Consider the following 25436-nt stretch of genomic DNA (forward strand, 5'->3'; position numbering starts at 1 on the left):
CGCGCGTAGGAAGGAGCGTTTGAGTCGAGCGCGTCACAGCCTGTTGCTGCAATCCTGGGTACTCACATGCGTTCGAATGCTGGCGAGCCAGTGCGTACTGCGTTGGTGATGGCTCGCTGCGGGTAGAGTTCGTGCCGGTCATCGAGGGCTGGCTGCGTGGGGGCGCAATGAAGACGCGCATCCCAGCTCTTCTGGCGATTCGTGAGTGCGGATCAAATCTGTTTTACCGCCGAACGACTTTTTCCGTTCCCTGCGCCTATCTAACCTGCCGCTCTCTTCAACCCGGGATCGGCAGGCATCTCCGCTGCGGTTCCAGCATGTACGGAACACCATGAAAAACATTCTCCTGCTCAACGGCGGAAAGCGTTTCGCCCATTCCGACGGTCGCCTCAACCAGACCCTGCACGAAACCGCCCTGGCCCATCTGGACCGCCGTGGCTTCGACCTGCGCCAGACCTTCATCGACGGTGGCTATGACATCCCGACGGAGGTGGACAAGTTCCTCTGGGCCGACGTGGTGATCTACCAGATGCCCGGCTGGTGGATGGGCGCGCCATGGACAGTGAAGCGCTACATCGACGAAGTCTTCACGGCCGGACACGGCAGCCTCTATGCCAACGACGGTCGTACCCGCTCCGACAGCACGCAGAAATATGGCAGCGGCGGTCTGGTGCAGGGCAAGCGCTACATGATCTCGGCGACCTGGAATGCACCACGGCAGGCGTTCGACGATCCGAGCGACTTCTTCGAAGGAAAAGGCGTGGATGTGGTGTATTTCCCCTTCCACAAGGCCAACCAGTTCCTCGGCATGTCCGGCCTGCCGACGTTCCTCGCGGTGGATGTGATGAAGCGCCCGGACGTCCCGGCTACCGTCGCTGCCTACCAGGCGCACCTGGACAGGGTGTTCGGGCGCGCCGGCTGAGTTCGACGGCGGGCCTCGTGTCGCTTCGCTGGATGGAGTGGCGGGTCGAAATCCAGGCTCTCGGGACGAGGCCTAATGGTCACGGATCCGCTATCCGGGCTTTTCTCGGCCACGACCCGCGAGTGATCCGAAATTCGATTTTTCCATCGATCCGTCGAATTAGATTTCATCGGGGACGGGCAGGAAAGGATGCTTTGCACGAATATTCGAATGGGCGCATCGTAAAATGAGCGCGCTTCGACCGTGTCGAAGCCACCCCCGACAACGTTGCCGGCAGGTCGCTCATCGACTTCCGACGCCTGCCGCCGAATTCAGGAGATTCACATGTGTCCTTGCCCTCACTCCCAGACCCCGGGAGAAACGGACGGAGAGGCTGAGTGGCATAACGCCGCCCTGGACTTCACCCATGCGATGAGCTACGGCGATTACCTGAAGCTGGAGAAGGTCCTGGACGCCCAGTTCCCGCTTTCGCCCGACCACAACGAAATGCTGTTCATCATCCAGCACCAGACCTCGGAGCTATGGATGAAGCTGATGCTCCACGAACTGCGAGCCGCCCGGGAGCACGTCAAGTCAGGCAAGCTCGGTCCGGCGCTGAAAATGCTCGCCAGGGTCTCGCGGATCTTCGACCAGCTGGTACACGCCTGGGCGGTGCTGGCGACCATGACGCCGACCGAGTACAACACCATCCGCCCGTACCTGGGCCAGTCTTCCGGTTTCCAGTCCTACCAGTACCGCGAGATCGAATTCATCCTCGGCAACAAGAACGCCACCCTGCTCAAGCCCCATGCTCACCGTGCCGAGCTGCTGGCGGCCCTGGAGCAGGCCCTGCATACGCCGTCGCTATACGACGAAGCGATCCGCCTGATGGCCGCCCAGGGGTTGCCGGTAAGCCAGGAGCGGCTCGCCCGGGACGCGGCGGCCGGCACCTGTTACGAGGCCTCGGTGGAGGCGGCGTGGCGACAGGTCTACCAGGCGCCGGAACGCTACTGGGACCTGTATCAGCTGGCGGAGAAACTGATCGACCTGGAGGACTCGTTCCGCCAGTGGCGCTTCCGTCACGTGACCACGGTGGAGCGCATCATCGGTTTCAAACCCGGCACGGGCGGAACCGAGGGAGTGGGGTATCTGCGCAGCATGCTCGATACCATCCTCTTCCCCGAACTGTGGCGGCTCCGTTCCAACCTGTAGTACCGGATGAGGCGCAGCATCCGCCTGCGCCTCAGTCGTTGCCGGCGCCTCCCGCCGCCCACTCTTGCCGCAAAAGCCCCATGAGAACGACATTCCAGCGTTCCCGGCCGACCCGGGTGGCGGAGCGGCGCAAGCCTTCTTCGCGGAACCCCGCGCGTCGATAGAGATGACTGGCGGCAGCGTTCCAGTCGTACACGTTCAATTCAACGCGCTCGATGTCGGCGTCGGCGAAGGCCTCGGCGAGCAGCGCCTCCAGCATCGGCAGCCCCAGGCCCTGGCCGCGCGCGCTTGGCGCCAGGGCTATGCGAGCCAGGCGGACGACGCCGTTGCGGCGGTCGAACAGCAACTGGCAATGGCCGATGACCTGGTCATCCCGGCAAGCGCTCCAGAGCAGGCGCAGCGGCGGTCGCCGGCGGCTTTCCGCGAGGTCTTCATGCATCTGCTCGAGGCTCAGCGGATGCCGCAGGGCGGGGCCGGCCCATTGCACCAGCTCCTTTTCCGTGGCGAACCAGCGTTGCAGGATTGGGAAGTGTTCCAGCTGGAACGGGACGAGTTGCAATTCCGGGACGGAACCCGTGCCGGGTGTGGGCATGCGGAGTGCCTCGCTCAGGTCATCGGGGGGAGCCGGCGTTTAACCGGGGACTTCTTGACGATGGCGGTGTTGGTTTCCGCGTAGCCGTTGATCCTGTCCAGCAGCGTGTCGAGCTGTTCCATCGAACGAACCTGGAGGCGGGCGATGAAGCAGTCGTCACCGGTGACCTTGTCGCACTCGGTGAACTCGGCGATGTCCTGGATCTGTCGCTCGACCTCGTGCAGCCTGCCGGGCAGGGGGCGGATGCGCACGATCGCCTGGAACTGGTAGCCGAAACAGCGGGGGTCGACATCCAGGGTGTAGCCGCGGATCACGCCGCGTTCTTCCAGCTTGCGCAGGCGTTCGGCGACGCTCGGGGCCGATAGCCCGCTGACCTGGGCGAGAGCCTTGAGGGACAGTCGCGAGTCAGCCATGAGGGCGTTGATCAGGCGTTGGTCGATGTCGTCGGTCATGTCGGCCTCGAAAGTTTTTTTTCAAAATAGCCCTGATAAAAAAGGTCGTCACGGGTTTTTGCCTGAGTAATGCGATGGAGGGCTGGAAGACGACTTTGGATAATCATAGGCCTGTCTTGCGGGAGAGCGCCCATGAACGATCCGATCCGTCGCGGTACGCTGGAAATGACTTCGGCCATGCTGATCTGCGGCACCATTGGCTGGCTGGTGCTGCTCTCCGGGCAGCCCGTGCTGGACGTGGTGTTCTGGCGCTGCGTATTCGGTTTCGCCACGCTGCTGGTCGCCTGTGCCGCGCTGGGCTTCCTGCGCCGCGGCAGCCTGGGGCGCAAGGCGTTCCTGCTGGCGCTCCTCAGCGGGGTGTTCATCGTCGGCAACTGGGTGTTGCTGTTCGCATCCTACTCACGGGCTTCGATCGCCATCGGTACCGCGGTCTACAACGTCCAGCCGTTCATGCTGGTGGGGCTAGGCGCGGCGTTTCTCGGCGAGAAGGTCACGGCGCGCAAGCTGGGCTGGCTGGGGCTTTCGTTCGCCGGCATGCTGGCGATCGTCAGCGCCCACGGCGACAGCGACGCCCCGCGCGGGGACTACCTGTTCGGTATCCTCCTGGCGCTCGCTGCCGCGCTGCTGTATGCCTTTGCCGCGCTGATCGTGAAGCGCCTGCAAGGCACGCCGCCGCATCTTATCGCCTTGATCCAGGTGGGCACCGGCGTGCTGATGCTCGCACCGCTGGCGAACCTTGCCGAACTGCCCCGGGACGTTGCTCCCTGGGCCAGCCTGGTGACCCTGGGAATCGTCCATACCGGGCTGATGTACGTACTGCTCTACGGCGCCATTCAGAAATTGCCGACGGCGCTGACCGGTGCCTTGTCCTTCATCTATCCGGTCGCGGCGATCCTGGTGGACTGGCTGGTCTTCGAACATCGCCTGAGCCTGGCCCAGTGGCTTGGCGTGGCTGCCATCCTGCTCGCCGCGGCGGGCATGCAGCAGGGTTGGAGCGTGCGCCTGCCGAGGCCGGCGGTGCGTCGCGGCTGAGGCGCGGGGGAAAGAAAAAGCCCCGCGACGAGGCGGGGCTTTTCTACGGCGATCTCGGCCGATCAGTTGCCGAAGACCTTGAAGCGTTCGCTTTCGGCGATGAAGGCTTTCTCGCCCGCCGGAGCGGCGATGGCGCCGAAAGGCATCTGTGCGCGCAGCTTCCAGCTTTCCGGCAGGTTCCAGGTCTTGTGGGTCTGCGCATCTACCAGCGGGTTGTAGTGCTGCAGGCTGGCGCCGACCTTGTGCTCGGCGAGGGCGGTCCAGACCGCGAACTGGGCCATGCCGCTGGCCTGCTCCGACCACACCGGGAAGTTGTCGGCGTAGAGGGCGAACTGCTCCTGAAGCTGGCGCACTACCGTCTGGTCTTCGAAGAACAGTACGGTGCCGGCACCGGCGGCGAAGGAATTGAGCTTGGTTTCGGTGGCGGCGAAAGCGTCAGCGGGAACGATCTTCTTCAACTCGTCCTTGGCGATGTTCCAGAACTGCTCGTGCTCGGCGCCGAACAGGACGACCACCCGCGAGCTCTGCGAGTTGAACGCGGAAGGGCTGTGCGAGACGGCCTCCTTGACCAGTTCGACGATTTTCTCCTGGGAGACGGGCAGTTGCTTGTCCAGGGCGTAGATGGTGCGGCGGTTCTTGATGGAGGAGAGGAATGCGTCAGACATCGTGAGGCTCCTTGTTTGGAAATTGGATTCGATATTAGCGACGGCCTCGATGAGATCAATGGGAAATAACCGGTGATTCCTATCGGCTGATGCGATGGATACCCGGCTTCCCCAGGAAAGCCGGGTATCCACGGTCCAGCGCGGCCGGCAGCGAGAGACGGCCAGTACGGATGAAAATGGAATATCGAGAAAGTCGATGGGCATAAAACCGCGAGGACTTGGCCTTTGATTCAGGTCAAGCAGGGTGAAGGCCGGGGAGGCGGCCAACCTTTAGTGATGGTGACCTGGCAGCCCGGCTCGGTGATGGTTCGATTGTAGGATTGTCGGACAAAAACTGGAGCGCACGATGTTTGAAAATTTCTCTCCCAGCACCATGCTGGCCATCAAGAAGTACGCCTATTGGCTCTGGCTGCTGCTGGCGTTGTCCATGCCGTTCAACTACTGGATGGCCCAGGACAGCGCACATCCGGCCTTCTGGGCATTTTCCCTGGTGATTGCGGTATTCGGCATCGGGCCGCTGCTGGACATGCTGTTCGGCCGCGACCCGGCCAACCCCGACGAGGAAACGCAGACGCCGCAGTTGCTCGGCCAGGGCTATTACGTATTGCTGACCCTGGCCACGGTGCCGGTGCTCATCGGTACGCTGGTGTGGGCCGCTGGCGTGTTCGTCGCTTTCCAGGAGTGGGGCTGGCTCGGCCGGTTGGGCTGGATCCTCTCGATGGGCACGGTGATGGGAGCGGTGGGGATCGTCGTCGCCCATGAGCTGATCCACAAGGACTCGGCGCTGGAGCAGGCTGCCGGCGGCATTCTGCTGGCCGCCGTGTGCTACGCGGGGTTCAAGGTCGAGCATGTGCGCGGCCACCATGTGCATGTGTCTACGCCGGAGGACGCTTCGTCGGCGCGTTTCGGCCAGTCGGTCTACCAGTTCCTGCCGCATGCCTACAAGTACAACTTCCTCAACGCCTGGCGCCTTGAAGCGGTGCGGCTGCGCAAGAAGGGCCTGCCGGTGTTCGGCTGGCAGAACGAACTGATCTGGTGGTACCTGCTGAGCCTGGCGTTGCTGGTCGGTTTCGGTTGGGCGTTCGGCTGGCTGGGGATGGTTTTCTTCCTTGGCCAAGCGTTCGTCGCGGTGACCCTGCTGGAGATCATCAACTACGTCGAGCACTACGGCCTGCATCGGCGAAAGGGCGAGGACGGGCGCTACGAGCGGACCAACCATACCCACTCCTGGAACAGCAACTTCGTCTTCACCAACCTGGTCCTGTTCCATCTGCAACGGCATTCCGACCATCATGCCTTCGCCAAACGCCCCTATCAGGTCCTCCGTCATTATGACGATAGCCCGCAGATGCCCAGCGGTTACGCCGGGATGGTGGTGCTGGCGCTGATCCCGCCGCTGTGGCGGGCGGTCATGGACCCCAAGGTGCGGGCCTACTATGCGGGCGAAGAGTTCCAGTTGACGGCCGAACAGAGCGAGCGGCCGGCAGCTTCCTGAGAATGGCCGGCGTCTCCCGCTCCGTGCCCGAATAGCTCTTCGTTCGGGCAGTCCCGCCTTGTCTGGGGTTGACTATCCTTAGCGATATCTCGGCACGGAAAGGAGCCCAGGGATGAACATTCGGCAGAGGATCCTCGCTTCGGGCGCCATCGGCATCGTTGCTGTGGTGCTGCTCGGCGGGGTCGGCTTCTGGGGGCAATTGCGGTTGGGCAAGGCACTGTCGGAGAACGAGCTGAGCGTCAATGCGCTGCGCAACCACATGGAAGGCGACATGATGCACGACGCCTTGCGCGCCGACGTCCTCGCGGCGTTCGTGGTCCAGCCCGGCGACGGCGCGGCGGCCGAGCAGGTCCGCGAGGACCTGCAGGAGCACAGCCAGTGGTTTCGCAAGGTGGTCGAGCAGAACCAGGGGCTGCCTCTCAACGACGCCATCCACCAGGCGCTGGTCGAGTTGCGGCCCGACCTGGAAGCCTACATCGGCGCCGCCGAGAGCATCGTCGGCAAGGCGTTGCTCGATCCCGTGGCGGCGCGGGCCGAGCTGCCGCAGTTCGTCCAGGCCTTCAAGGAGCTGGAAGGGCGCAACGAAGCGCTCAGCAGCCTGATCGAGAAACACGTCGAGCAGACCAACCGGGCGCGCGAAGACAGCATGCGCTATTCCGCCTGGATGCTCGCGGGCGGCATCCTGATCGCCTGCCTGGTCCTTGGACAGCTCTGTCGCCAGTTGCTGCGCGCCGTCCTGCAGCCGCTGCGCAAACTGGTCTCATCGGCCCGGGTGATCGCCCAGGGCAACCTGCAGGAGCCGATCGGCGTCGACAGCAATGACGAGGCCGGCCAGTTGCAGCGGGCGTTGGGCGAGATGCAGGAGAACCTGCGGCAGATGATCACCATCATCCGCCAGGAAAGCGAAGAGCTCCACGACACCTCCCAATCCATCGGCCAGACCTCGCAGTCGATCGTCGACGGTGCCAGCCAACAGGCCGACAGCGCCACCAGCATGGCCGCGAGCATGGAAGAGATGATCACCAATATCTCGCAGATTTCCGATCACGCCGACAACGCCAGGGTGATCTCGGCTAAGTCCGAGGAGCTGGCCAGCAGTGGCGGGCAGGTGATCCTCAACGTGGTGGAAGGGATGAGCCGCATCGCCGACGTGGTCAACCAGTCCTCCACCAGCATCACCGCTCTCGGCCAGTCGTCGGACGAGATCCATTCGATCATCCAGGTGATCAAGGGGATCGCCGAGCAGACCAACCTGCTGGCGTTGAACGCCGCCATCGAGGCGGCGCGGGCCGGAGAGGCCGGGCGCGGTTTCGCCGTGGTCGCCGACGAGGTACGCGGGCTGGCGGCGCGGACCACCCAGTCGACCCAGGAGATCACCGCGATGATCGAGCGCATCCGTGCCAGCACGGGGCAAGCGATCAACAGCATGGAGGCCGGCGTGAGCCGGGTCAACGAGGGGGTGTCGTTCGCCCGCCAGGCAGGGGTGTCGATCAACGAGATCCTCGATGGAACCCGTCATGCCGCGTCGGTGGTCGATGAGATTTCCCAGACCATCCGCGAGCAGTCGCGCGCCAGTGATGAAATCGCCCAGCGCGTGGAACTCATCGCCCAGCGTTCGCAGCAGAACACCCAGGCGATGCACGAGATGGCCGCCACCGCCAGGCGCCTGAACGAGGTTGCAGCGACCATGCGCTCGTCGGTGGAGCGCTTCAAGATCTGACGGGAGCCGCCTAGGTCGTCGACTCCGGGAGGCGCACGAACAGCGTGTAGCGTGCGCCTTCGATCGCTTCGAAGGCGATCAGCTTCTCGATCAGCGCCAGGTTCAGGACCTTGCCCGCGTTGAGCAGCAGCATGCCGTTGTTGGCGGTGAGGTTGCGCGCCAGCACCATGCCCGGAACCAGGTCGCGGGTGCCATGGGCACGGACTTGCGGATCGGCCAGGGTGACATCGGCAAGGGTCGTCGCGCAGACCTGGATGAACGGTTCGATCAGCTCGGGGTCGTACAGCCGGCCGGCGTATTTGCGGATGTACATCAGTGCTTCGTCGCGATTCATGCGCCGTTCGAGGATCAGTCCGCGCTGCAGCTCGACGAAATCCACCGCCAGCTTCAAGAGGCGCGAGCCCAGGGGAATGGCCTCGCCCTTGAGGTGGTCCGGATAGCCGCTGCCGTCCCAGTGCTCCTGGTGATGGCGAATCAGGCGGGCGGCGTCCTGCATCGGTTCCAGCGACATCAGCAGCGACTCGCTGAGCTCCGGGTAGCCGCGGAAACGATCGCGGTCGTGGTGATAGAGCAGGTCCGAGGGCGAGCTGAGCAGGGTGTCGTTCCAGCTCAGCTTGCCGATGTTGTAGAGCGCCGCGGCCATCGCCAGGTCGCGACCATCCGATTCGTCGACGAGGCCGCTGGCACAGCAGGCGCGGACCAGTTCGATGATTTGCTGGTTGGTCTGCTTGTCCTTGGGCAGGCGCTGGTTGACCAGCAGCGAGAAGACTTCGGTGCCGACCACGTAGCTGCGCTTTAGCTCCTCATAGGCGAGGTCGAGCATGTCGGCGGTCTGCTGCAGTTCGGCGGTGCGCGCCTGAACGCGCTTTTCCAGCGTGGCGTTGAGTTGCTGGAGGCGGTCGTTCTGCTCCTGGGTAAGTCGCTCCAGGCGCCGCCGCTCGCGCTCGGAATGCAGGTATTCGAGTGACTGGCGCAGGGTCAGCAGCAACTCGTCGTCGTTCCACGGCTTGCTCAGGTAATGGTGGATGCGCCCTTCATTGATGGCCTTGGCGATGGTTGGCAGGTCGGCATGGCCGGTGAGCAGGATGCGAATGGTTTCCGGGGAGCGGCGATGGATTTCCGCGAGCAGGGCAGCGCCGTCCATGTTCGGCATGCGGGCGTCGGACACCACCAGGTCCACGGGCCGGCTTTCCAGCAGTTGCAGGGCCTGTTCGCCGCTCTCCGCCAGCAACAGGTCGTAGGGCTGGTTGCGTAGCAGCCGGCGCAGGCTGCTGAGGATCAGCGGCTCGTCGTCGACCAGCAGCACGCTGAAGCGGATCTCCGTCTCGTTGGAAGGAGGTGCGCTATCGTTCATGAGTGTCTGTCCACCGGGTGAGTTTTGCCTGAATACTTCAGGCAAGCATAGTCCGAGTCTGGCCTGGACGAGGGCGCATGCACGCGGCGGCTGGGCGAGCGGAGGTGCGGATCATGGAGACGTTACCCATCAGGAACCGGCGCTTGCTGGTGATCGATGAGCGGCAGGCGGATCGAGACCGTGTATGCGGGTTGTTGCAGGGAACCCTAGGGGCTGAATCGCCTCCCGTGGCGCCTGAGCGGGGCTACCAGGTGGATACGGCGGGAAGCGCCGAGGAGGCATTGGGGCGGATACGCTCGGCCCTCCAGGCCGATGCGCCGTATGCCGTGGTGTTTCTCGGGATGCCGTCGGTAGGCGCGGATATTCCCGTTCTAGAGCGGTTCTGGCGTCTCGACTCCCGCTTGCAGGTCGTGGTGCATGCGCCTCCCGCCGATTTTCCGCTATTGGCGCCGTGGGCTGCGGAAGAGCGCCTGCTGCTCCTCGGCCTGCCTTTGCAGGGACAGGAGGTCCGCCAGATGGCCGGCAATCTCAGCGCCAAGTGGAACGTGACGGCTCACCTCCAGTTGCAGATGAGCCGGATGGAGGCTGCCATCCAGGAGATCACCCGGGAAGTCGGCCAGGCCAAGGAGGCGCTGGAGAAAGAGATCGGCGAGCGCAAGGAACTGGAAAGCCAACTGGTGCAGACGGAGAAGCTTGCCTCGATCGGCCACCTGGCCGCCGGCGTCGCCCATGAGATCAATAACCCCATCAGCTACGTTTCCTCCAACTACACCACCCTGGAGGAGCACGTCAGGCGTTTGCTGGAGGTACTTGAAGCCTATGAAGAGGCTCGCCCCGCGATCCGCGACGAGGCGCTGGCAAGACGCCTGGAGCAGCTCGGCGAGCGGGTCGAACTGGCCTTCGTCAAGGAGGATGTCGCCGTGTTGCTGCGCGAATCCAGGGAAGGTATAGGGCGGGTGCGCAAGATCGTCCAGGACCTGAAGAACTTCTCCCGCGTCGACGCCGAGGACGACTGGCAGTGGACCGATCTGCACCAGGGGATCGAGTCGACCCTCAATATCGTCGCCAGCGAACTGAAGTACCGGGCCGACGTGGTCCGCGAATACGGCGATCTGCCCGAGGTGAAGTGCCTGCCGTCGCAGATCAACCAGGTGGTGATGAACCTGGTGATGAACGCGGCCCAGGCGATGGGGCCGGAGCGGGGTCGCATCGTGATTCGCACGGGGCATACCGTGGAGCATGCCTGGATCGAGGTGGAAGACTCGGGGCAGGGTATCTCCCCCGAGATCCTGCCGCGCATCTTCGATCCGTTCTTCACCACCAAGCCGGTAGGCAAGGGGACCGGCCTGGGGTTGTCGCTCTCCTACGGCATCGTCCAGAAACACGGCGGCACCATCGAGGTACGTAGCCAGCCGGGAGTCGGCAGCGCTTTCCGGATCGTGCTTCCCCTGGAATCGCCCGGCAACCTGGGCGGAGCCCACGGAAATTAACTGTTGCGCCGGCTAGGGTAACGTAAGACAATGATTTATCTACCGTTTGGGGTGGGTCTCGGGTTGGGATGCCGGTTTGGTTCCCGTTGCCGGCTCACTTGAAGCGAGATCCTGCCCGGATGGCGAAATCGGTAGACGCAAGGGACTTAAAATCCCTCGGGGGTAACCCCGTGCCGGTTCGACCCCGGCTCCGGGCACCATCGTGTTTCCTGGCGTTCAGCCGACTTCTGCGTTCCTTCCCCGATTTTCTTCCGGCCCGCCATCGCGCGGCAGTCAACGAGTCGACGTTGCCTTCTTTCCCTCCTCGGCCTCGGAGGCGTTTCATTCTAGTACGGCTCCGTATAGGGTTCGCCCTGGCTGGCGAGCGGGAGTGTTTGTTCAGCTTGAAGTAGTTGTCTTTGGAAGTTTGATTTTTTTGTCGTTATCTTCTGCTCCTGCTTTTTAATTTCCTTTCCGAATATATTCAATTCACTGGCGGAATTATCCTCTTTTCTCCTGCATGAATTGGTAGGCGGTACTTCCTCGTTGCTGTGCTTTGCTGACAGGGAAGGATCGCGAATCAGGGTTTTTCGCCTCTTTCGTTTATGAACAGGAATTCATATATCGGAGATCAATCATGGCTTGGAAAGGTGAGGTTCTGGCTAATAACGAAGCAGGGCAGGTAACGTCGATTATCTACAATCCGGGCGATGTCATTACCATCGTCGCCGCCGGTTGGGCCAGTTACGGACCTACCCAGAAATGGGGGCCGCAGGGCGATCGGGAGCATCCGGACCAAGGGCTGATCTGCCACGATGCGTTTTGTGGTGCGCTGGTCATGAAGATTGGCAACAGCGGAACCATTCCGGTCAATACCGGGTTGTTCCGTTGGGTTGCACCCAATAATGTCCAGGGTGCAATCACTCTTATCTACAACGACGTGCCCGGAACCTATGGCAATAACTCCGGCTCGTTCAGTGTCAATATTGGAAAGGATCAGTCCTGATAACTTGTCTCGGAAAAAAAGGGCCCGAATGGGCTCTTTTTTAAATACAAATAAAGTGAAGTTGCCCGTGTGGCCGTTATGAACGGACAGGCAGCGCTTCGCAGTTGCGACTACCAATGACAAGGGTATCGAACTCCTGGGGCTGCCGCGGTCGTGGGAAACCGAGCGAGGGGGGGCGGGGAACTGCTTCAACACGCTTCGGTCTGAACGGGAATATCGATTCCTGACCCGATTCAGAATTCCGTCCACATAGTAGACAGTACCGAAGCCGATGCCCTGCCGACTTTCCCTGGTTGTATTTCCCGCTCTCTTCTCCATTGCCGCTGGCGCCGCGGAGGAACTCAAGGACATGGCAGGTTCGACCATCGTCGTTGCCGGAAGACTCGAGGCCGTCGAATGCCCTGGCGCAGGCCTGTACGATTGCACGGGGTGGCCTGCCAACCTGTACCGTTTCGAGGGACAGGACGTGTGCCTCAGCATCGAGGCTGGCTGCGATTACAGTTGCGATGGCATTCTCAGCGAGAAGGGCGGCACGCAATCGATCCTGGTTTCCGGCTCCTATCGCGATCACATCCGCAAGGTGGAAGGCACGCAGGTTTCCTGCCCGCGCTAGAGACGCTCGGCCGAGTGCTGGAAACATCGCGAGGTGCAACGGATGGTCTGCCGCCCGCTGAAGAAGGCGAGCGGCGCGGGATGTGCTAGGGTGCCCGTTTGCAGGGAGGTCCCAGGGCATGGAGCACCCATACAAGACCCCAGAGGCGGACCTGGCCGAGGAGAAGCTGACTGCGAGAGGTTTCCTTTCCGGCGGGCAGCCGCTGTGGAAGGCATTCTGGCTGTTCTTCGCTGCGGGTTTCTTATTGCTCAGCGTCGCCGCCAGGCAGGCGATGGTGGCCATTGTCGATCCGCTGATGCAGGAAGCTCCCGGCGAACATGCGGTGGCCCTGACCTTGTGGGGAATGGTCGGTGTCGAGCTGGTTAGGCTGGCCTACCTGTGCCTCAGCCTCGTCGTGGTCTGGCGCTGCGGGCGCAATTCCCGCTGGGTGGCTGCGCGCCATGCCAGCAGGGCGGTGCTGTTGGCACTGATACTCCTGACCCTTTACTCGATCTATCTGGTCTGGGCCTTGCTCGCCAGTCCCTGAGCGACGCGCCGAGGCTGGCGAGCATGCTGGTACGGCCCATTCCACGTGCCTGCGTTGGCTAACGCCGCAGCCAGTCCTCCAGTTGCTCCGGCAGCATCGGCTGGGCGATCAGATAGCCCTGGCCCTCGTGGCAGCCCCAGGCCTGCAGCAGGTGGAAGGTGTCGTGGGTCTCGATGCCTTCCGCGACCACCCGATAACCCAACTGGCTGGCCAGGCCGATCACCGCCTGGGTGACGCTCTGCGCCTTCGGCGAGCCGGCGAGGTCGCGGGTGAACGATTGGTCGAGCTTGATGGCGGTGATTGGCAGATCGCGCAGGTAGGTCCAGTTGCTGTAGCCGGTGCCGAAGTCGTCCACCGCGATGCCCATGCCAAGCTCCCGGGCACGCAGCAGCACCGAGCCGACCGCCGAGGCGTCGCGGATGAGTACGCTTTCGGTGAATTCCAGCTCGAGGGCGGAAAGGTCGATGTCGTAGGTTTTGGCGAGTCTGACGGCCTCTTCCAGGAAGCTGCTGTCTTCCATGTCCGATGCCGATACGTTGATCGCCAGCCTGAGCGGGATGTTCCGTGCGTTCCATTGCGCCAGCTGGGCCATGGCATGGCGCAGCACCCAGTCGCTGAGGGGGCGCATCAGTGCGGTTTTCTCCGCCAGGGGCACGAATTCGGCGGGGCTGACGAAGCCGAGTTGCGGGTGCCGCCAGCGCAGCAGCGCTTCCACGCCCGTACACCTGCCTGTCGGCAGGTCGATTTTCGGCTGATACACCAGATGGAAGCCTTCTTCGGTTCCGATCGCCTGGGACAGCGAGGTCAGCAATGTGAAGGCACGCTGCTGGGCCTGGTCCAGCGGCGGGTTGTAGCGGGCCCAGCCGACACCGCGGTCGCGGGCGTCGTCGGCCGCGCTGACCACCAGGCGCAGCCAGTCCTGATCGCCATCGAGGGGATCGTCGGCAAGCGGTAGTACGCCGAGGCCCACGTTGGCCTTGATCGGGATCCCGCGACATACGACGGGGCTTTCGAAGGCCCGCAGCAGGCGGAGGCAGACCGACTCGGTTTCTTCCTGTTGCTGCCGTGGCAGGAGCAGTCCGAAGCGCGTCGGGCTGATCTTGTAGAGAGTGAAATCCGGCAGTTCCGCGCGGATGCGGTCGCGCGCCTCGAGCATGAGGTCGTTGGAAAAGGGATAGCCCAGCGTACGGATGATGGTATTCAGCAGGGCGAGGGGCAGGAGGTCGGCGGCGATCACGGTGAGGGCGCCGTCGCGCTGCAGGCGCAGGGAAACGTCCTCCTGCAGGCGGAGACGGTTGTACAGGCCGGTTGGCTCGTCGATGTAGTTGGTCGAGCGGAGCGTATGGATACGGGCCATCACCAGCCGGGCGAAGTGCTCGAGCATGGCGACGTCCCGCTCGGCCAGCGGCCCGCGTGGTTCCCGGTCGATGACGCAGAGGCTGCCGAGGTTGAGACCTTCCGCGGTGGCCAGCGGAGCCCCGGCGTAGAAGCGGATGCGCGGTTCGCCTTGCACATAGGGATTGTCCCGGAAGCGCGGGTCGAGAGTGGCGTCGGCCACCTCGAAGACTCCCTTGCCCAGGATCGCATAGGCGCAGAACGAATCCCGTCGCGGCGTCTGCCGGATATCGAGGCCGATGCTCGCGCGAAACCACTGGCGCTGATGGTCGAGGATGGAAATGAGCGCGATGGGCGTCTGGAAGTAGGACGTAGCGGCGGCGAGGATTTCCTCGAATACCTCGTCCGCACCTTCTTCCAGCAGACCGAGTTGGTCGACGTAGGCCTGTCTCGAATGCTCGTCCTCGGGATAGGGTGGGGTTGCCATGCTGGACTCCTGGGTTACTGCGATGTCGGGCATCGGCAATCAATGATGTCATTGTGCCTTTATTTCGTGGAGCGCGGGCTCTTTTCCCAGATTGCAGCGATGAAAGGGCATGGAGGTTGATCGCGGTCATGCCGGTACGGTCTTCGACGCCGACGCCAGCTCTGCGAAATCGATTACCTGGTAAACGGACTCTTCCTATATCGGCCAGCATCACCGCTCGCTAAAACGGTCGCACATGCTTCCACCGAGAAAAGACATGTCCGACACGCTCTCCTTCGCCTCGCGCCTCTGCAAGTTCGTCATCCTTCTCGTCATCCTGCTGATCGGCGGCGCCAGCCTCTTCCTGTGGTGGCTGGGGCGACCTTACCAGGACGCCATGTCCGCCTTCGTCCCGTTGCTCATGCCGATGCTGTTTCTGGTGCTGGCGTTCGACACCTTTCGCGCCTTCTCCCGCCCCGGGCGCTAGGCCTCCGGGCGCGCAGGCACCGATGCAGCGCTGTATCCCCGTGCTGCCCCCTGTCAGCACTGATACGTGGAGCGGCGGGCTCTCCGCCACAGCGGAAGGGCCAGCTCATGCCAGCCCGCCGAGTGGCGCTTCGCTCAATGGCCGGGGAGAATGTCCACGGCGCCCGGCTTGTCATAGGCGCCGAAGCGATCGACCAGGGTCGCGCTGGCGGCGTTCAGGCCCAGCACGTCGACCTGCACGCCGCGCTGGCGAAAGCCCAGGACCACCTTGTCCAGTGCCGCGACGGCGGTGACGTCCCACAGGTGGGCGTGGCGCAGGTCGATGAGCACATGCTCCAGTGTCTCTTTCAGGTCGAAGGCAGCGACGAACCTGCCGGACGACGCGAAGAACACCTGTCCCCTCACCTGGTAGTGGCGGCGGGTGCCGTCGGCGGAGCGTTCGCTGTCGATATCGAGGTAGTGCCCGATCTTGTTGGCGAAGAACAGCGAGGCCAGGAGAACGCCGGCGACCACGCCGAAGGCCAGGTTGTGGGTGGCGAGCACCACGCCGACTGTCACCAGCATGACCAGGTTGGTCGATAGCGGGTAGCGCTTCAGGTTGCGGATCGACTCCCAGCGGAAGGTGCCGATGGACACCATGATCATCACCGCCACCAGGGCCGCCATGGGAATCCGCCCGACCCAGTCGCTGAGGAACACCACCATCAGCAGCAGCGCGACGCCGGCCACCAGGGTCGAGAGCCGGCTGCGCCCGCCGGATTTAACATTGATCACCGACTGGCCGATCATCGCGCAGCCAGCCATGCCGCCGAGCAGGCCGGTGGCTATGTTCGCCAGGCCCTGGCCCTTGCATTCGCGGTTCTTGTCGCTGCCGGTGTCGGTCATCTCGTCGACGATGGTGGCGGTCATCAGCGACTCCAGAAGGCCGACCACCGCCAGGGCGGCGGAGTAGGGCAGGACGATCAGCAGGGTGTCGAGGTTCAGCGGCACGTCCGGCCAGAGGAACAGCGGCAGGCTGTCGGGCAACTGACCCATGTCGCCGACGGTGCGGATGTCCAGGCCCAGGTAGATGGATATGCCGGTGAGGACCAGGATGCATACCAGCGGAGAGGGCAGCAGCCGGCCGATCCGTGGCAGGTGCGGGAAGCCGTAGACGATCGCCAGGCCCGCGGCGGTCATCGCGTAGACCGGCCAGCCGACATCGGTGAGTTCGGGTAGCTGGGCCATGAAGATGAGGATCGCCAGGGCATTGACGAAACCGGTCACCACCGAGCGCGAGACGAAGCGCATCAGCGAACCCAGGCGCAGGTAGCCGGCGAGTATCTGCAGCACGCCGCAGAGCAGGGTCGCCGCCAGCAGGTATTGCAGGCCGTGGTCCTTCACCAGGTTGACCATCAGCAGCGCCATGGCGCCAGTCGCGGCGGAGATCATTCCCGGACGGCCGCCGGCGAAGGCGATCACCACCGCCATGCTGAAGGAGGCGTACAGGCCGATCTTCGGGTCGACCCCGGCGATGATGGAGAAGGCGATGGCCTCGGGGATCAGCGCCAGGGCGACGACCAGGCCGGCGAGCAGGTCGCCGCGGAGGTTGGAGAACCAGTTCTGTTTCAGCGTCTGTAGCATCGGGATACCCAGGGGCGAGGCACGGCCCGTGCAGTCGGTCGACAGCGCGGGCCGCGGGATGGCATTGGAAAAAACAAGGGATGACGACAGGCGTTCAGGCGAACGAACGCTGGCCACGGTCGTTCGGACCGTGGCCGGAAGGGGCAGGCATGGCTATGGCGGAGTGGGCAGCCAGGTCATCGGGGAGTAGCGGGTAGTCGCTTGCAGGGAGCGGCAGCATAGCTGATTCGACAGGTTCGACCAAGCCGGCAGCTCGGGCTTTCCCTGGGTTTCGTCGCGATCGACGGCATGGAACCAAACAAGCGAAACGGTTCTAAGCTATCGAGGGATCGTCCTCGCATGGAGAGAACATCATCATGTTCAACACTCGTTCTGTGCTCGCGCTGGTCGTGAGCCTGTCCCTGATCGGCGGTACGCCTGCCGTCCTGGCCGACCCGGGCAATGGCAAGGGCAACCCGCACGGTAACCAGATGGACGGCGGAAAGGGTAACAAGGGCAACAAAGGCAACCAGGGTGGCCACGACAACCATGGCGGCCCCGGCAACAAGGGCGGCGGCGCCGGCCAGAAGGGCAACGGCGGCGGCAACTGGGACTCGGGACCGCGTATCGACGTCGGCGGGGTACGGGTGATCCTCGGCGACAACCGCGGCTACTGGAACCCGGGGCCGGCCCTGCCGCCCGGCATCCAGAAGAACCTGGCGCGCGGCAAGCCGCTGCCGCCCGGCATCGCCAAGAAACTCGACGGCCGCCTGCTAGGCCGGCTGCCGCACTACGACGGCTACGAGTGGATGCAGGCCGGCACCGACCTGCTGCTGGTGGCGGTGGCGACCGGGCTGATCTACGAGGTGCTGGACAACGTCCTCGACTGATCGAACCCTGGCTGTGCATGGCGGATAGCGCCACAACGCTATCCGCCATGACCCCCCGTTGGAGCGGCGGATAATCGCGTTGCGGTTGTCCGCCTTACCTCATGGAAGTCGTTTCCTTACCCCAGGTCAGGCCCGCAGGCGTTGCAGGGCATCGCCCAGTTGCGCGGAGAGGCCGTGGAGATCGCGGCTGGCGGCTTCGGTCTGCTCCACCTGTTCCTGGTTGCTGGAGGCGATCGAGGCGATTTCCGTGAGGTTGCGGGAAATGTCCTCGGCCACGGCGGTCTGTTCCTCGGCGGCGGTAGCGATCTGGCGGTTCATGTCGCGGATCGATTCGACCGAGGCGGTGATCTGGCGCAGCATGGTGCCGGCGTTGGCAACCTGCTCGGCACCGGCCTCGCTGCGCGACTGCCCGCTTTCGATGGCGCGCGCGGCATTCACCGCGCCGTTCTGCACGGTATCGATGATCTGGTGGATCTCGGCGATGGACTCGGCGGTGCGCTGCGCCAGGGTGCGGACCTCGTCGGCGACCACCGCGAAGCCACGGCCGGCATCGCCGGCGCGGGCGGCTTCGATGGCCGCGTTGAGAGCGAGCAGGTTGGTCTGCTCGGCGATGCCACGGATCACGTCGAGGACCTTGCCGATCCTGCCGCTATCGCTTTCCAATTGGCGGATGACCTCCACCGTATGGTCGATCTCCTTGCGCATCTCGCCGATGCTGCGAATCGTTTCTTCCATCACGTCTTCGCCGCGCTGGGCGGAATCGTCCGCCTCGTCGGCGGCCCTGGCCGCGTCGCCGGCGTAGCGCGCCACTTCCTGGGCGGTGGCGGACATTTCCTGCATCGCCGTGGCGACCTGGTCGGTGCGGCTGAACTGCTCGCGGGTACCGGCCGCCATCAGGCTGGCGATCGCGTTCAGCGAGCCGCTGGCGCTGTCCAGGTCGCGGGTACTGCGCCGCAGCCGGTCGAAGATGTCCACCAGGAAGTCGCGCAGGGTGTTGGCGGCCAGGGCCAGCTTGCCGAGTTCGTCCTTGCGCCGGATCTCGATGCGCTCGCCGAAGTCGCCATGGCTGAGCTGGGCGATGTGCTCGATCAGGCGTTGCACCGGACGGACCAGGTTGCGGTTGACCAGCCACAGGCTGAGCAGGGCGACGGCCAGGCTGGCGCCGATCAGCACCAGGCTGCCGAGCAGCATGGTGCGCCGGGCCTCCGCGCTGATGGAGGAGGAATGGAGATCACTGGCCTGGTGCAGTTCGTCGCGCAGGGCCTGCATCTGCGCGGTGGTGGCGCGGTCGATGCCGGTCACCGCCTGGTCGCCGGCGATGGGGTCGGCGCCCGCCTCGAGGAACCGTTGCCTGCCTTGTCGGTAAGCCGTACCGAGTCGCCGGTGCTCTTCGCGCAGGCGCTCGACACGATCCTTCAACTCGCCTTCGGCCACGCTGCCCAGGCGCCCGAGGATGTCCTGCACCGCTCGCTCCTGGGCTTCGAACTGGCTCCAGTATTTCGTCTGGGCCTCTGCCTGGCGTCCGCGCAGCAGGACGTTCTTCCATTCCTGGACCTGGCCGCGGAATTGCAGGTTGGCCTCGTCGATCAGTTGCGCCGCCCGCACGGGGCCGCCGAGCAGCTCGCGGTAGGCGCGTACGTCGCCGGTCAGCGAGCCGAAGCAGGCCAGGGCTATGAGTAGCAGCGCAGCCAGGCTGCCGCCGAGCAGGACAAGGATTTGCGCACGTAGGGATTGTTGCAGCATGGAACGCCTCGATGGATTGCCAGGTTGGACCGGCACGCAGGCTGCGACGAGGCAGCCGAGGACGTCCCTGTGGCCCGGCGAGGCGGGCATGGCGCGTGTTCCGGCTCGCAGAGTATCGACAGCGGATCTGACAACTTGAGGACGACGCAGGGGCCGGGCCAGAGCCGACGAAGGGAAATAGCTGGCATGGATGTTCTGCGGGGCTTCGGTTAATCTCTGTGACGAATGTCACATTGTGCCAGTCGAAGGATCTGATTCATGGATGTCCCTCCCACCGTTCAGGATGAACAGGCCGTTTCCCGCCAGTTGCACTCGTTGAGTGTGCGCAATCTCGCTCACCTGGCCGCTGCCCTGACCCAGCTCGGCTTCGAGCTGTCGCGCAGCTCCGACCCTGGCACCCGCCAGGCGGCCAATGCCTTCATCGGCCAGTTGGCCAATATCAACCAGGACATCGATCGACAGATCGAGCTGCTCAGCGCGCTGGACGCCGACAACGTGGGGTTTCGCCTGCTGGACGAGGTGCAATACCCGGATGCGCCCGAATGAGCCGACGCCAGGAGCACGCAAAGAGTGGAGGGGGTGTGCGGGCCGAGAGCGGCAGTCTCCCGGCGTGGCGCTGATCAGTCTTCCTGGCGCAGGTCGCTGAGCATCTGCTCCCAGTACTGGTTGGCCTTGCGGTTGAGATCGAAGGCGGCTTGACGCAACTGGTCATACTCGGCGCCGCTGTAGCCGCTTTCGCGCAGCTTCTGGCGAGCGGCGTCGGCTTCTTCGCGCAGACGGTTGTAGGTCGCCTGGTCGTCCGCCCAGGTCCTGCCTGTGCGCCGGGTGTACTTGTCCTGGGGTTCAGCCATGGGTTCTCCTTGCGGGCCGGATGGGACTTGGAAAAACGCTGCGCTGAACAGACTTTTTCCAATGGCAAAAATTCAAAAAAAACTGACGGATTGCGCGACTTCGCTATTGGTACCGATGTCCCATACCTGTACGCCAGCCGATGAAATTTGTGCGTTCCTCGCCAAGTCGGCTAGCTTGTTCAGGCTTGCGCCTTGGCGCTCGCCGTCTCTCCGGTAAGCTGGGAACGTTGTCGCCATGGGCTCGGAGACTGCGCGGACGGCGCCATGGCGACAGGTCCGACCTTTCCCTCCGATGGGTTTTGCGAGTAAGGAAATGCTATGAGAAGCAAGGCGTCCGGCTTGGCGCTGGTGGTAGTGGCGGGGCTTGTGGCGGGTTGCGCCAGCAGTGGCTATCAGCCCGAGGTCGACTGGCCGGCCGGCTGGCAGGTGATCACCGAGAGCATCCCACCCGAGGCCAGCGACGTGGAGCAACTGGGCTCCCGGCAACTGGCGACCAAGCTCGGGCCGGGAGGCGAGAAGGAAGCCAGCATCGAGTTGCTCAGCCTGAAGATGATGGAAGAGGAGTCGGTGGAGATCGACGGCCAGTTCCAGAGTGTCTTCGATGTCGTCCAATCGGGCTACCGCAAGGCCGGGCTGGGCTCGCGCTGCACCACACCGATCCGCTCGAACCTCGGCGGCCTGGCATCGCTGGAGACCCACTGCCGGATCAGCCAGGGCAACGAGGTGCTGCTGACCCAGATCGTGGCGATGGCCCTGGGACAGCGCGCGATGTACTCCCTGGTATATACCGCCAGTCCGGCCAACAGCGTGGTCTACCGGCAGAGCTACCTGCGCACCCGGGCCAGCCTGGTCCTGCGCTGAAGGGCCAGCCGCTCGACGCCTGGACGCGACCGGCGTCGCTCAGGCTTCCTCGGGCGGCGCCTCGACGCTGAGATAGCGATGGGCGCCGCAACGCCGGCAACGTTGGCGCAGCATCAGGTCGGGGCCTACCGTGACCAGGCTACCTTCGTCCCAGCGGCAACCTCGCAAGAAACAACGCAAGCGCATGACTCCTCCCCGCGGGGCGGCTCGCCCCGTCCACGAAACAGGCAGTGGTGGTGTGGTTCACTCCGGCTTGTTCTTGTCTGGAGGTGGGAAAAGCCTGCGGCGAAGCGTCTAGAATGGGCAACCTAAATTCGCCGGATCATTCCGCGGCGGGATTCATCACCCAACTGGCGGCGGTGACCTGCGGTGCCAGGCACAGCTCGCCGACCATCTGTTCCACCAGCGAATCCTCCTTGTGCAGGGTGAACACCACGGCGTTCACTTCCACGTTGCCGCTGCCTTTCAGCGCGTGGCTTTCCAGGCTCTGCAGGTTCAGGCGGTTGTCGCCCATGCGTTGCAGCAACTGCATGCGCACCAGCGCTTCGTTGCGCGCCTCGCAGCACACGCTGATCTGGTAGAAGCGCTCCTGCTCGGCCTCGCCCGAGGTGTGGCGGTCCACCACCCGGCCGAGAGCGGGCAGGAACAGGTTGGCGATGACGATCAGCGCGGTCGTCATGCAGGCCGCCAGGATGAAACCGCTGCCGGCCAGTACGCCGATCGCGCCGGTGCTCCAGATGCTCGCCGCAGTGCTCAGGCCGCGTACGCTGAGGCCGTCGCGCATGATCACGCCGGCGCCGAGAAAACCGATGCCGCTGACTACCTGGGCCGCCATGCGGGTCACGCTGACCTCGTTGTCGAGCAACAGCGGCAGGATCGAGAAGCTGGCCGCACCGAGTGCGACCATCGCGTGGGTGGCCATGCCGGAAGAGCGCTGTCGCCATTGTCGCTCGAGACCGACCAGCGCACCGAGGCCGAGGGCCGTCACCAGGCCGATGGCGATTTCCGGGGTCATGCTGTGCTCCTGTGAAAAACCGCCCATTCTACGCCGTTCCGTTGGGCCGCGCCGGAGCCGACGGCCCTGGGCGGACAAGCCTCTTGCGTTTACCTTTACGTTAACGTAAACATGCTCTTCGACTTCACCGACACCGCTCGCCGGTGTCCGTCGTAGCGCCCTGGCGGCGCAGGACGACGGTTCAGCGACATTCCCAGAACAACCACAACAAGGGAAAGCCATGAATCAGCCGAGCTATACCTCGGGTCGCCAGGATGTCGCCTTGCTGGCGACCACCGTCGGCGACGCCTTCGATGCCACCGTCGCGCATCATGCCGAGCGCGAGGCGCTGGTGGTGCGGCATCAACGCCTGCGCTACAGCTGGCGGCAACTGGCGGAGCGGGTCGATACCTACGCCCGCGCCTTCATCGCCCTGGGCCTGCGCCCCGGCGAGCGCCTGGGGATCTGGGCGCCGAACTGCGCCGAATGGTGCATTACCCAGTTCGCCAGCGCCAAGGTCGGCGCGGTCCTGGTGAACATCAACCCGGCATACCGCAGCAGCGAGCTGGAATACGCTCTCAAGCAGTCCGGTTGCAGCTGGCTGATCTGCGCCGACGCCTTCAAGACCAGCGACTACCACGCGATGCTCGGCGACCTGCTGCCGGAGCTGGCGCGGTCGCGTCCGGGCGAACTGGCCAGCGAGCGCCTGCCGGAGCTGCGCGGCGTGATCAGCCTGGCCGAGCGGGCGCCGGCGGGCTTCCTGCACTGGCAGGGCCTGCCGGCGCTGGCCGCCGCGGTAGGCGCCGAGGAACTGCGCCAGCGCCAGGCCTCGCTGCAGTTCGACGAGCCGATCAACATCCAGTACACCTCCGGTACCACCGGCTTCCCCAAGGGCGCCACCCTCAGCCACTACAACATCCTCAACAACGGCTACATGGTCGGCGAAAGCCTCGGACTCGGCGCGGAAGACCGCCTGGTGATCCCGGTGCCGCTGTATCACTGCTTCGGCATGGTGATGGGCAACCTCGGCTGCGTCACCCACGGCTCGACCATGATCTACCCGGCGCCCAGCTTCGACGCCGAGGCGACCCTGCTGGCCGTGGCCGAGGAGCGCGCCACCGCGCTGTACGGGGTACCGACCATGTTCATCGCCGAGCTGGATCATCCGCGCCGCCGCGAATTCGACCTTTCCAGCCTGCGCACCGGAATCATGGCCGGCGCCACCTGCCCGATCGAGGTGATGCGGCGGGTCATTGGCGACATGCACATGGCCGAGGTGCAGATCGCCTACGGCATGACCGAGACCAGTCCGGTGTCGCTGCAGACCGGTCCGGACGATGGCCTGGAGCTGCGCGTGACCACTGTCGGACGCACCCAGCCGAGGCTGGAGAGCAAGATCGTCGACCAGACGGGCAGGGTGGTGCCGCGCGGCGAGATCGGCGAGCTGTGCACCCGCGGCTACAGCGTGATGCTCGGCTACTGGAACGACCCCCAGGCCACCGCCGAGGCCATCGACCCGGCGCGCTGGATGCACACCGGCGACCTGGCGGTGATGGACGACGACGGCTACGTGCGGATCGTCGGGCGCAGCAAGGACATGATCATCCGCGGCGGCGAGAACATCTATCCGCGCGAACTGGAGGAGTTCTTTTTCACTCACCCGGCGGTGGCCGACGTGCAGGTGATCGGCATCCCCGACGAGCGCTATGGCGAGGAAATCGTCGCCTGGATCAAGCTGCATCCGGGCCACCACGCCGATGACGAGCAGTTGCGGGCGTTCTGCAAGGCGCGTATCGCTCACTTCAAGATCCCGCGCCACTTCAAGTTCGTCGACGAGTTCCCGATGACCGTTACCGGCAAGATCCAGAAGTTCCGCATGCGCGAGATCAGCATCGAAGAGATTCGCCTACTCGCGCTGCGCCAGGGGCGCGATTGAGAGGATGGAGCCGCGCCCCGCTCCTGCGCTAAGGTGGTGGGCGGCGCGCAGCGAGGCGAGAGGGGCGGGTGAAGAACGACGGCGAGACTCAGGCGAGCACCAAGGGCACCATCTCGGTGCGCCTGGTCGGCGAGGCGCTGGTGGAGTGGCGCCGGCAGGGCGGCGAGGAGGGGGAGGTCCTCCAGGCCGCCGGTATCGATCCGCAGCTGCTCGGCAAACCCTACGCGCGGGTCACCTCGCACGCCTATTCGCGGCTCTGGCTGGATCTCGCTCGGCGCATGGACGACGAGTTCTTCGGCATGGACTCGCGGCGTCTGAAGAGTGGCAGCTTCGCTTTCATGAGCCGCTGCGCGATCCACGAGCAGACCCTGGAGCCGGCGCTGACCGGCATCCTGCGATTCCTCTGCCTGCAGTTCGACGACTTCCAGCCGCGCCTGCAGCGCCGCGGCGGCCTGGCGGAAATCGTCCTCGACGAGGCGCCGGGCCGGTACGGGCGAGCGCTGTCCTACTTCACCCTATGGATGATCACCCATGGCCTGGCCTGCTGGCTGGTCGGCCGGCGCATCCCGATCCTGGCCATCGACCTGCGCTGTCCGCAGCCGGACTACATCGAGGACTACCGGGTGATGTTCAGCGACAACCTGCGTTTCTCCCGTCCCCTCAGCCGCCTGCTGTTCAATGCCGACTGCCTGGCCCTGCCGGTCCGCCGCGACAAGCGGGAGCTGCGGCGCTTCCTGCTCGGCGCGCCGGCCAACATCCTGGTCCGCTATCGCGATCCGCAGAGCCTGGCGGCGCGGATCAAGGCCTACCTGCGCAGCCTGCGGCCGGGACGCTGGCCGGACGCGGACGCGCTCGCCGGGCATTTCTTCATGGCGCCCTCGACCCTGCGCCGCAAGCTGTCCCTGGAAGGGCAGAGCTACCAGGCGCTGAAGGACCAGGTCCGCCGCGACCTGGCCATCGCGCGGCTGGACGCCGGCGCGGCGAATTTCGCCGAACTGGCGCTGGAGCTGGGCTTCGCCGATGGCAGCGCGTTCCACAAGGCGTTCAAGAAGTGGACCGGCTCGACCCCCGGGCAGTACCGGGCGCAGGTCGCGGCGGAAACCGCGTCGGCCGAATCGTCAGGCGTCTTGTCCGAAACGCTCGGCCGTCGATAGGGCGAATGCCCGCGCAGCGTCATCCGCCGTATGTCGCGAACGGTTCGGCGGGGCAGGCGGCCAGCACGGATTGTCCAAACC

General features: G+C 64.5%; 25 protein-coding genes and 1 tRNA gene. 16 read left to right on the forward strand and 10 right to left on the reverse strand.

Annotated features, from left to right (window positions below):
* The first annotated feature begins 331 nt into the window (after positions 1 to 331).
* Both mdaB and kynA read left to right on the forward strand, forming a co-directional pair.
* Complete coding sequence (mdaB, locus tag AC1RB9_RS12455; protein WP_003102463.1) at positions 332 to 922, forward strand: NADPH:quinone oxidoreductase MdaB; 591 nt, start codon at positions 332 to 334, stop codon at positions 920 to 922.
* A 324-nt stretch (positions 923 to 1246) separates the two neighbouring features.
* Positions 1247 to 2113 carry a tryptophan 2,3-dioxygenase gene (gene kynA / locus AC1RB9_RS12460; RefSeq protein WP_003451554.1) on the forward strand — a complete coding sequence of 289 codons (867 nt, stop codon included), beginning with the start codon at positions 1247 to 1249 and terminating at the stop codon, positions 2111 to 2113.
* Between the two features lie 31 nt (positions 2114 to 2144).
* Here kynA and AC1RB9_RS12465 read toward each other — a convergent pair whose 3' ends face one another.
* Both AC1RB9_RS12465 and AC1RB9_RS12470 read right to left on the reverse strand, forming a co-directional pair.
* On the reverse strand, positions 2145 to 2705 hold the full coding sequence (locus AC1RB9_RS12465) for a GNAT family N-acetyltransferase (RefSeq protein WP_003122624.1): 561 nt from the start codon (positions 2703 to 2705) through the stop codon (positions 2145 to 2147).
* Positions 2706 to 2719: 14 nt separating this feature from the next.
* Entirely contained in the window at positions 2720 to 3157 is a 438-nt protein-coding gene (locus AC1RB9_RS12470; protein WP_003102469.1) for an Lrp/AsnC family transcriptional regulator, read from the reverse strand.
* A 132-nt stretch (positions 3158 to 3289) separates the two neighbouring features.
* On the opposite strand from AC1RB9_RS12470, the gene AC1RB9_RS12475 reads away from it, so the two are divergent.
* Complete coding sequence (locus tag AC1RB9_RS12475; RefSeq protein WP_003451553.1) at positions 3290 to 4189, forward strand: DMT family transporter; 900 nt, start codon at positions 3290 to 3292, stop codon at positions 4187 to 4189.
* 62 nt (positions 4190 to 4251) lie between these two features.
* On the opposite strand, the gene AC1RB9_RS12480 is transcribed toward AC1RB9_RS12475, so the two are convergent.
* Entirely contained in the window at positions 4252 to 4854 is a 603-nt protein-coding gene (locus AC1RB9_RS12480; RefSeq protein ID WP_003113348.1) for a nitroreductase family protein, read from the reverse strand.
* Between the two features lie 346 nt (positions 4855 to 5200).
* Here AC1RB9_RS12480 and alkB1 point away from each other — a divergent pair, with 346 nt between their 5' ends.
* A complete protein-coding gene (alkB1, locus tag AC1RB9_RS12485) occupies positions 5201 to 6349 on the forward strand; it encodes an alkane 1-monooxygenase AlkB1 (protein WP_003102475.1) in 1149 nt (382 codons plus the stop codon).
* A 112-nt stretch (positions 6350 to 6461) separates the two neighbouring features.
* On the forward strand, positions 6462 to 8069 hold the full coding sequence (locus AC1RB9_RS12490; protein WP_003451552.1) for a methyl-accepting chemotaxis protein: 1608 nt from the start codon (positions 6462 to 6464) through the stop codon (positions 8067 to 8069).
* A gap of 10 nt (positions 8070 to 8079) precedes the next feature.
* Here AC1RB9_RS12490 and nosR read toward each other — a convergent pair whose 3' ends face one another.
* Complete coding sequence (nosR, locus tag AC1RB9_RS12495; RefSeq protein ID WP_003102481.1) at positions 8080 to 9423, reverse strand: response regulator c-di-GMP phosphodiesterase, NosR family; 1344 nt, start codon at positions 9421 to 9423, stop codon at positions 8080 to 8082.
* 77 nt (positions 9424 to 9500) lie between these two features.
* Between nosR and AC1RB9_RS12500 the strand changes: the two genes are divergently transcribed.
* The 5 genes from AC1RB9_RS12500 (at position 9501) to AC1RB9_RS12520 (ending at position 13037) form a co-directional block, all read left to right on the forward strand.
* Complete coding sequence (locus tag AC1RB9_RS12500; RefSeq protein ID WP_003120048.1) at positions 9501 to 10913, forward strand: ATP-binding protein; 1413 nt, start codon at positions 9501 to 9503, stop codon at positions 10911 to 10913.
* Between the two features lie 113 nt (positions 10914 to 11026).
* Positions 11027 to 11113, forward strand: a tRNA-Leu gene (locus AC1RB9_RS12505).
* Positions 11114 to 11529: 416 nt separating this feature from the next.
* Positions 11530 to 11898: a PA-I galactophilic lectin gene (gene lecA / locus AC1RB9_RS12510; RefSeq protein ID WP_003102492.1), complete on the forward strand. Its 369-nt coding sequence runs from the start codon at positions 11530 to 11532 to the stop codon at positions 11896 to 11898.
* A gap of 271 nt (positions 11899 to 12169) precedes the next feature.
* A complete protein-coding gene (locus tag AC1RB9_RS12515) occupies positions 12170 to 12511 on the forward strand; it encodes a hypothetical protein (protein ID WP_003120049.1) in 342 nt (113 codons plus the stop codon).
* A 118-nt stretch (positions 12512 to 12629) separates the two neighbouring features.
* Positions 12630 to 13037, forward strand: coding sequence for a hypothetical protein (locus tag AC1RB9_RS12520; protein WP_003102495.1), 408 nt, complete (start codon positions 12630 to 12632; stop codon positions 13035 to 13037).
* Between the two features lie 58 nt (positions 13038 to 13095).
* Here the strand turns inward: AC1RB9_RS12520 and AC1RB9_RS12525 are convergent, their stop codons facing one another.
* A complete protein-coding gene (locus AC1RB9_RS12525; protein WP_003102498.1) occupies positions 13096 to 14859 on the reverse strand; it encodes a cyclic di-GMP phosphodiesterase in 1764 nt (587 codons plus the stop codon).
* A 256-nt stretch (positions 14860 to 15115) separates the two neighbouring features.
* Between AC1RB9_RS12525 and AC1RB9_RS12530 the strand changes: the two genes are divergently transcribed.
* The gene (locus AC1RB9_RS12530; protein ID WP_003102501.1) at positions 15116 to 15325 is read left to right on the forward strand and encodes a hypothetical protein; all 210 of its coding nucleotides are present in this window, start codon (positions 15116 to 15118) and stop codon (positions 15323 to 15325) included.
* Positions 15326 to 15459: 134 nt separating this feature from the next.
* Here AC1RB9_RS12530 and AC1RB9_RS12535 read toward each other — a convergent pair whose 3' ends face one another.
* Positions 15460 to 16947, reverse strand: a complete 1488-nt coding sequence (locus AC1RB9_RS12535) for a SulP family inorganic anion transporter (RefSeq protein ID WP_003451548.1) — start codon at positions 16945 to 16947, stop codon at positions 15460 to 15462.
* A gap of 356 nt (positions 16948 to 17303) precedes the next feature.
* Between AC1RB9_RS12535 and AC1RB9_RS12540 the strand changes: the two genes are divergently transcribed.
* Positions 17304 to 17816 (forward strand): anti-virulence regulator CigR family protein, encoded by a 513-nt coding sequence (locus tag AC1RB9_RS12540; RefSeq protein ID WP_003090028.1) that lies wholly within the window; start codon positions 17304 to 17306, stop codon positions 17814 to 17816.
* A 126-nt stretch (positions 17817 to 17942) separates the two neighbouring features.
* Here the strand turns inward: AC1RB9_RS12540 and ctpH are convergent, their stop codons facing one another.
* A complete protein-coding gene (gene ctpH / locus AC1RB9_RS12545) occupies positions 17943 to 19649 on the reverse strand; it encodes a methyl-accepting chemotaxis protein CtpH (RefSeq protein WP_017001943.1) in 1707 nt (568 codons plus the stop codon).
* A gap of 168 nt (positions 19650 to 19817) precedes the next feature.
* Here ctpH and plzR point away from each other — a divergent pair, with 168 nt between their 5' ends.
* Positions 19818 to 20105, forward strand: a complete 288-nt coding sequence (plzR, locus tag AC1RB9_RS12550) for a type 4 pili assembly inhibitor PlzR (protein WP_003102510.1) — start codon at positions 19818 to 19820, stop codon at positions 20103 to 20105.
* Positions 20106 to 20179: 74 nt separating this feature from the next.
* Here plzR and srfA read toward each other — a convergent pair whose 3' ends face one another.
* On the reverse strand, positions 20180 to 20410 hold the full coding sequence (srfA, locus tag AC1RB9_RS12555; protein WP_003090022.1) for a stress response facilitator SrfA: 231 nt from the start codon (positions 20408 to 20410) through the stop codon (positions 20180 to 20182).
* Between the two features lie 318 nt (positions 20411 to 20728).
* Here srfA and AC1RB9_RS12560 point away from each other — a divergent pair, with 318 nt between their 5' ends.
* Positions 20729 to 21271 carry a DUF4946 domain-containing protein gene (locus AC1RB9_RS12560; RefSeq protein ID WP_003090018.1) on the forward strand — a complete coding sequence of 181 codons (543 nt, stop codon included), beginning with the start codon at positions 20729 to 20731 and terminating at the stop codon, positions 21269 to 21271.
* 39 nt (positions 21272 to 21310) lie between these two features.
* Here AC1RB9_RS12560 and AC1RB9_RS12565 read toward each other — a convergent pair whose 3' ends face one another.
* Together AC1RB9_RS12565 and AC1RB9_RS12570 are read right to left on the reverse strand one after the other, a co-directional pair.
* Entirely contained in the window at positions 21311 to 21457 is a 147-nt protein-coding gene (locus AC1RB9_RS12565; RefSeq protein WP_003090016.1) for a PSPA7_2676 family Cys-rich small protein, read from the reverse strand.
* Between the two features lie 136 nt (positions 21458 to 21593).
* Entirely contained in the window at positions 21594 to 22286 is a 693-nt protein-coding gene (locus AC1RB9_RS12570; RefSeq protein WP_003451535.1) for an MgtC/SapB family protein, read from the reverse strand.
* A gap of 220 nt (positions 22287 to 22506) precedes the next feature.
* On the opposite strand from AC1RB9_RS12570, the gene AC1RB9_RS12575 reads away from it, so the two are divergent.
* Together AC1RB9_RS12575 and AC1RB9_RS12580 are read left to right on the forward strand one after the other, a co-directional pair.
* Entirely contained in the window at positions 22507 to 24201 is a 1695-nt protein-coding gene (locus tag AC1RB9_RS12575) for an AMP-binding protein (RefSeq protein WP_003451533.1), read from the forward strand.
* A 68-nt stretch (positions 24202 to 24269) separates the two neighbouring features.
* Positions 24270 to 25355 (forward strand): AraC family transcriptional regulator, encoded by a 1086-nt coding sequence (locus AC1RB9_RS12580; protein ID WP_003451531.1) that lies wholly within the window; start codon positions 24270 to 24272, stop codon positions 25353 to 25355.
* The last annotated feature ends 81 nt before the right edge of the window (positions 25356 to 25436 follow it).

Source organism: Pseudomonas sp. 20-5 (genome assembly GCF_056782835.1).

Coding starts and splice junctions, on each gene's coding strand:
- mdaB (WP_003102463.1), top strand. CDS start 332: ATGAAAAACATTCTCCTGCTCAACGGCGGAAAGCGTTTCGCCCATTCC.
- kynA (WP_003451554.1), top strand. CDS start 1,247: ATGTGTCCTTGCCCTCACTCCCAGACCCCGGGAGAAACGGACGGAGAG.
- AC1RB9_RS12465 (WP_003122624.1), bottom strand. CDS start 2,705: ATGCCCACACCCGGCACGGGTTCCGTCCCGGAATTGCAACTCGTCCCG.
- AC1RB9_RS12470 (WP_003102469.1), bottom strand. CDS start 3,157: ATGACCGACGACATCGACCAACGCCTGATCAACGCCCTCATGGCTGAC.
- AC1RB9_RS12475 (WP_003451553.1), top strand. CDS start 3,290: ATGAACGATCCGATCCGTCGCGGTACGCTGGAAATGACTTCGGCCATG.
- AC1RB9_RS12480 (WP_003113348.1), bottom strand. CDS start 4,854: ATGTCTGACGCATTCCTCTCCTCCATCAAGAACCGCCGCACCATCTAC.
- alkB1 (WP_003102475.1), top strand. CDS start 5,201: ATGTTTGAAAATTTCTCTCCCAGCACCATGCTGGCCATCAAGAAGTAC.
- AC1RB9_RS12490 (WP_003451552.1), top strand. CDS start 6,462: ATGAACATTCGGCAGAGGATCCTCGCTTCGGGCGCCATCGGCATCGTT.
- nosR (WP_003102481.1), bottom strand. CDS start 9,423: ATGAACGATAGCGCACCTCCTTCCAACGAGACGGAGATCCGCTTCAGC.
- AC1RB9_RS12500 (WP_003120048.1), top strand. CDS start 9,501: ATGCACGCGGCGGCTGGGCGAGCGGAGGTGCGGATCATGGAGACGTTA.
- lecA (WP_003102492.1), top strand. CDS start 11,530: ATGGCTTGGAAAGGTGAGGTTCTGGCTAATAACGAAGCAGGGCAGGTA.
- AC1RB9_RS12515 (WP_003120049.1), top strand. CDS start 12,170: ATGCCCTGCCGACTTTCCCTGGTTGTATTTCCCGCTCTCTTCTCCATT.
- AC1RB9_RS12520 (WP_003102495.1), top strand. CDS start 12,630: ATGGAGCACCCATACAAGACCCCAGAGGCGGACCTGGCCGAGGAGAAG.
- AC1RB9_RS12525 (WP_003102498.1), bottom strand. CDS start 14,859: ATGGCAACCCCACCCTATCCCGAGGACGAGCATTCGAGACAGGCCTAC.
- AC1RB9_RS12530 (WP_003102501.1), top strand. CDS start 15,116: ATGTCCGACACGCTCTCCTTCGCCTCGCGCCTCTGCAAGTTCGTCATC.
- AC1RB9_RS12535 (WP_003451548.1), bottom strand. CDS start 16,947: ATGCTACAGACGCTGAAACAGAACTGGTTCTCCAACCTCCGCGGCGAC.
- AC1RB9_RS12540 (WP_003090028.1), top strand. CDS start 17,304: ATGTTCAACACTCGTTCTGTGCTCGCGCTGGTCGTGAGCCTGTCCCTG.
- ctpH (WP_017001943.1), bottom strand. CDS start 19,649: ATGCCCGCCTCGCCGGGCCACAGGGACGTCCTCGGCTGCCTCGTCGCA.
- plzR (WP_003102510.1), top strand. CDS start 19,818: ATGGATGTCCCTCCCACCGTTCAGGATGAACAGGCCGTTTCCCGCCAG.
- srfA (WP_003090022.1), bottom strand. CDS start 20,410: ATGGCTGAACCCCAGGACAAGTACACCCGGCGCACAGGCAGGACCTGG.
- AC1RB9_RS12560 (WP_003090018.1), top strand. CDS start 20,729: ATGAGAAGCAAGGCGTCCGGCTTGGCGCTGGTGGTAGTGGCGGGGCTT.
- AC1RB9_RS12565 (WP_003090016.1), bottom strand. CDS start 21,457: ATGCGCTTGCGTTGTTTCTTGCGAGGTTGCCGCTGGGACGAAGGTAGC.
- AC1RB9_RS12570 (WP_003451535.1), bottom strand. CDS start 22,286: ATGACCCCGGAAATCGCCATCGGCCTGGTGACGGCCCTCGGCCTCGGT.
- AC1RB9_RS12575 (WP_003451533.1), top strand. CDS start 22,507: ATGAATCAGCCGAGCTATACCTCGGGTCGCCAGGATGTCGCCTTGCTG.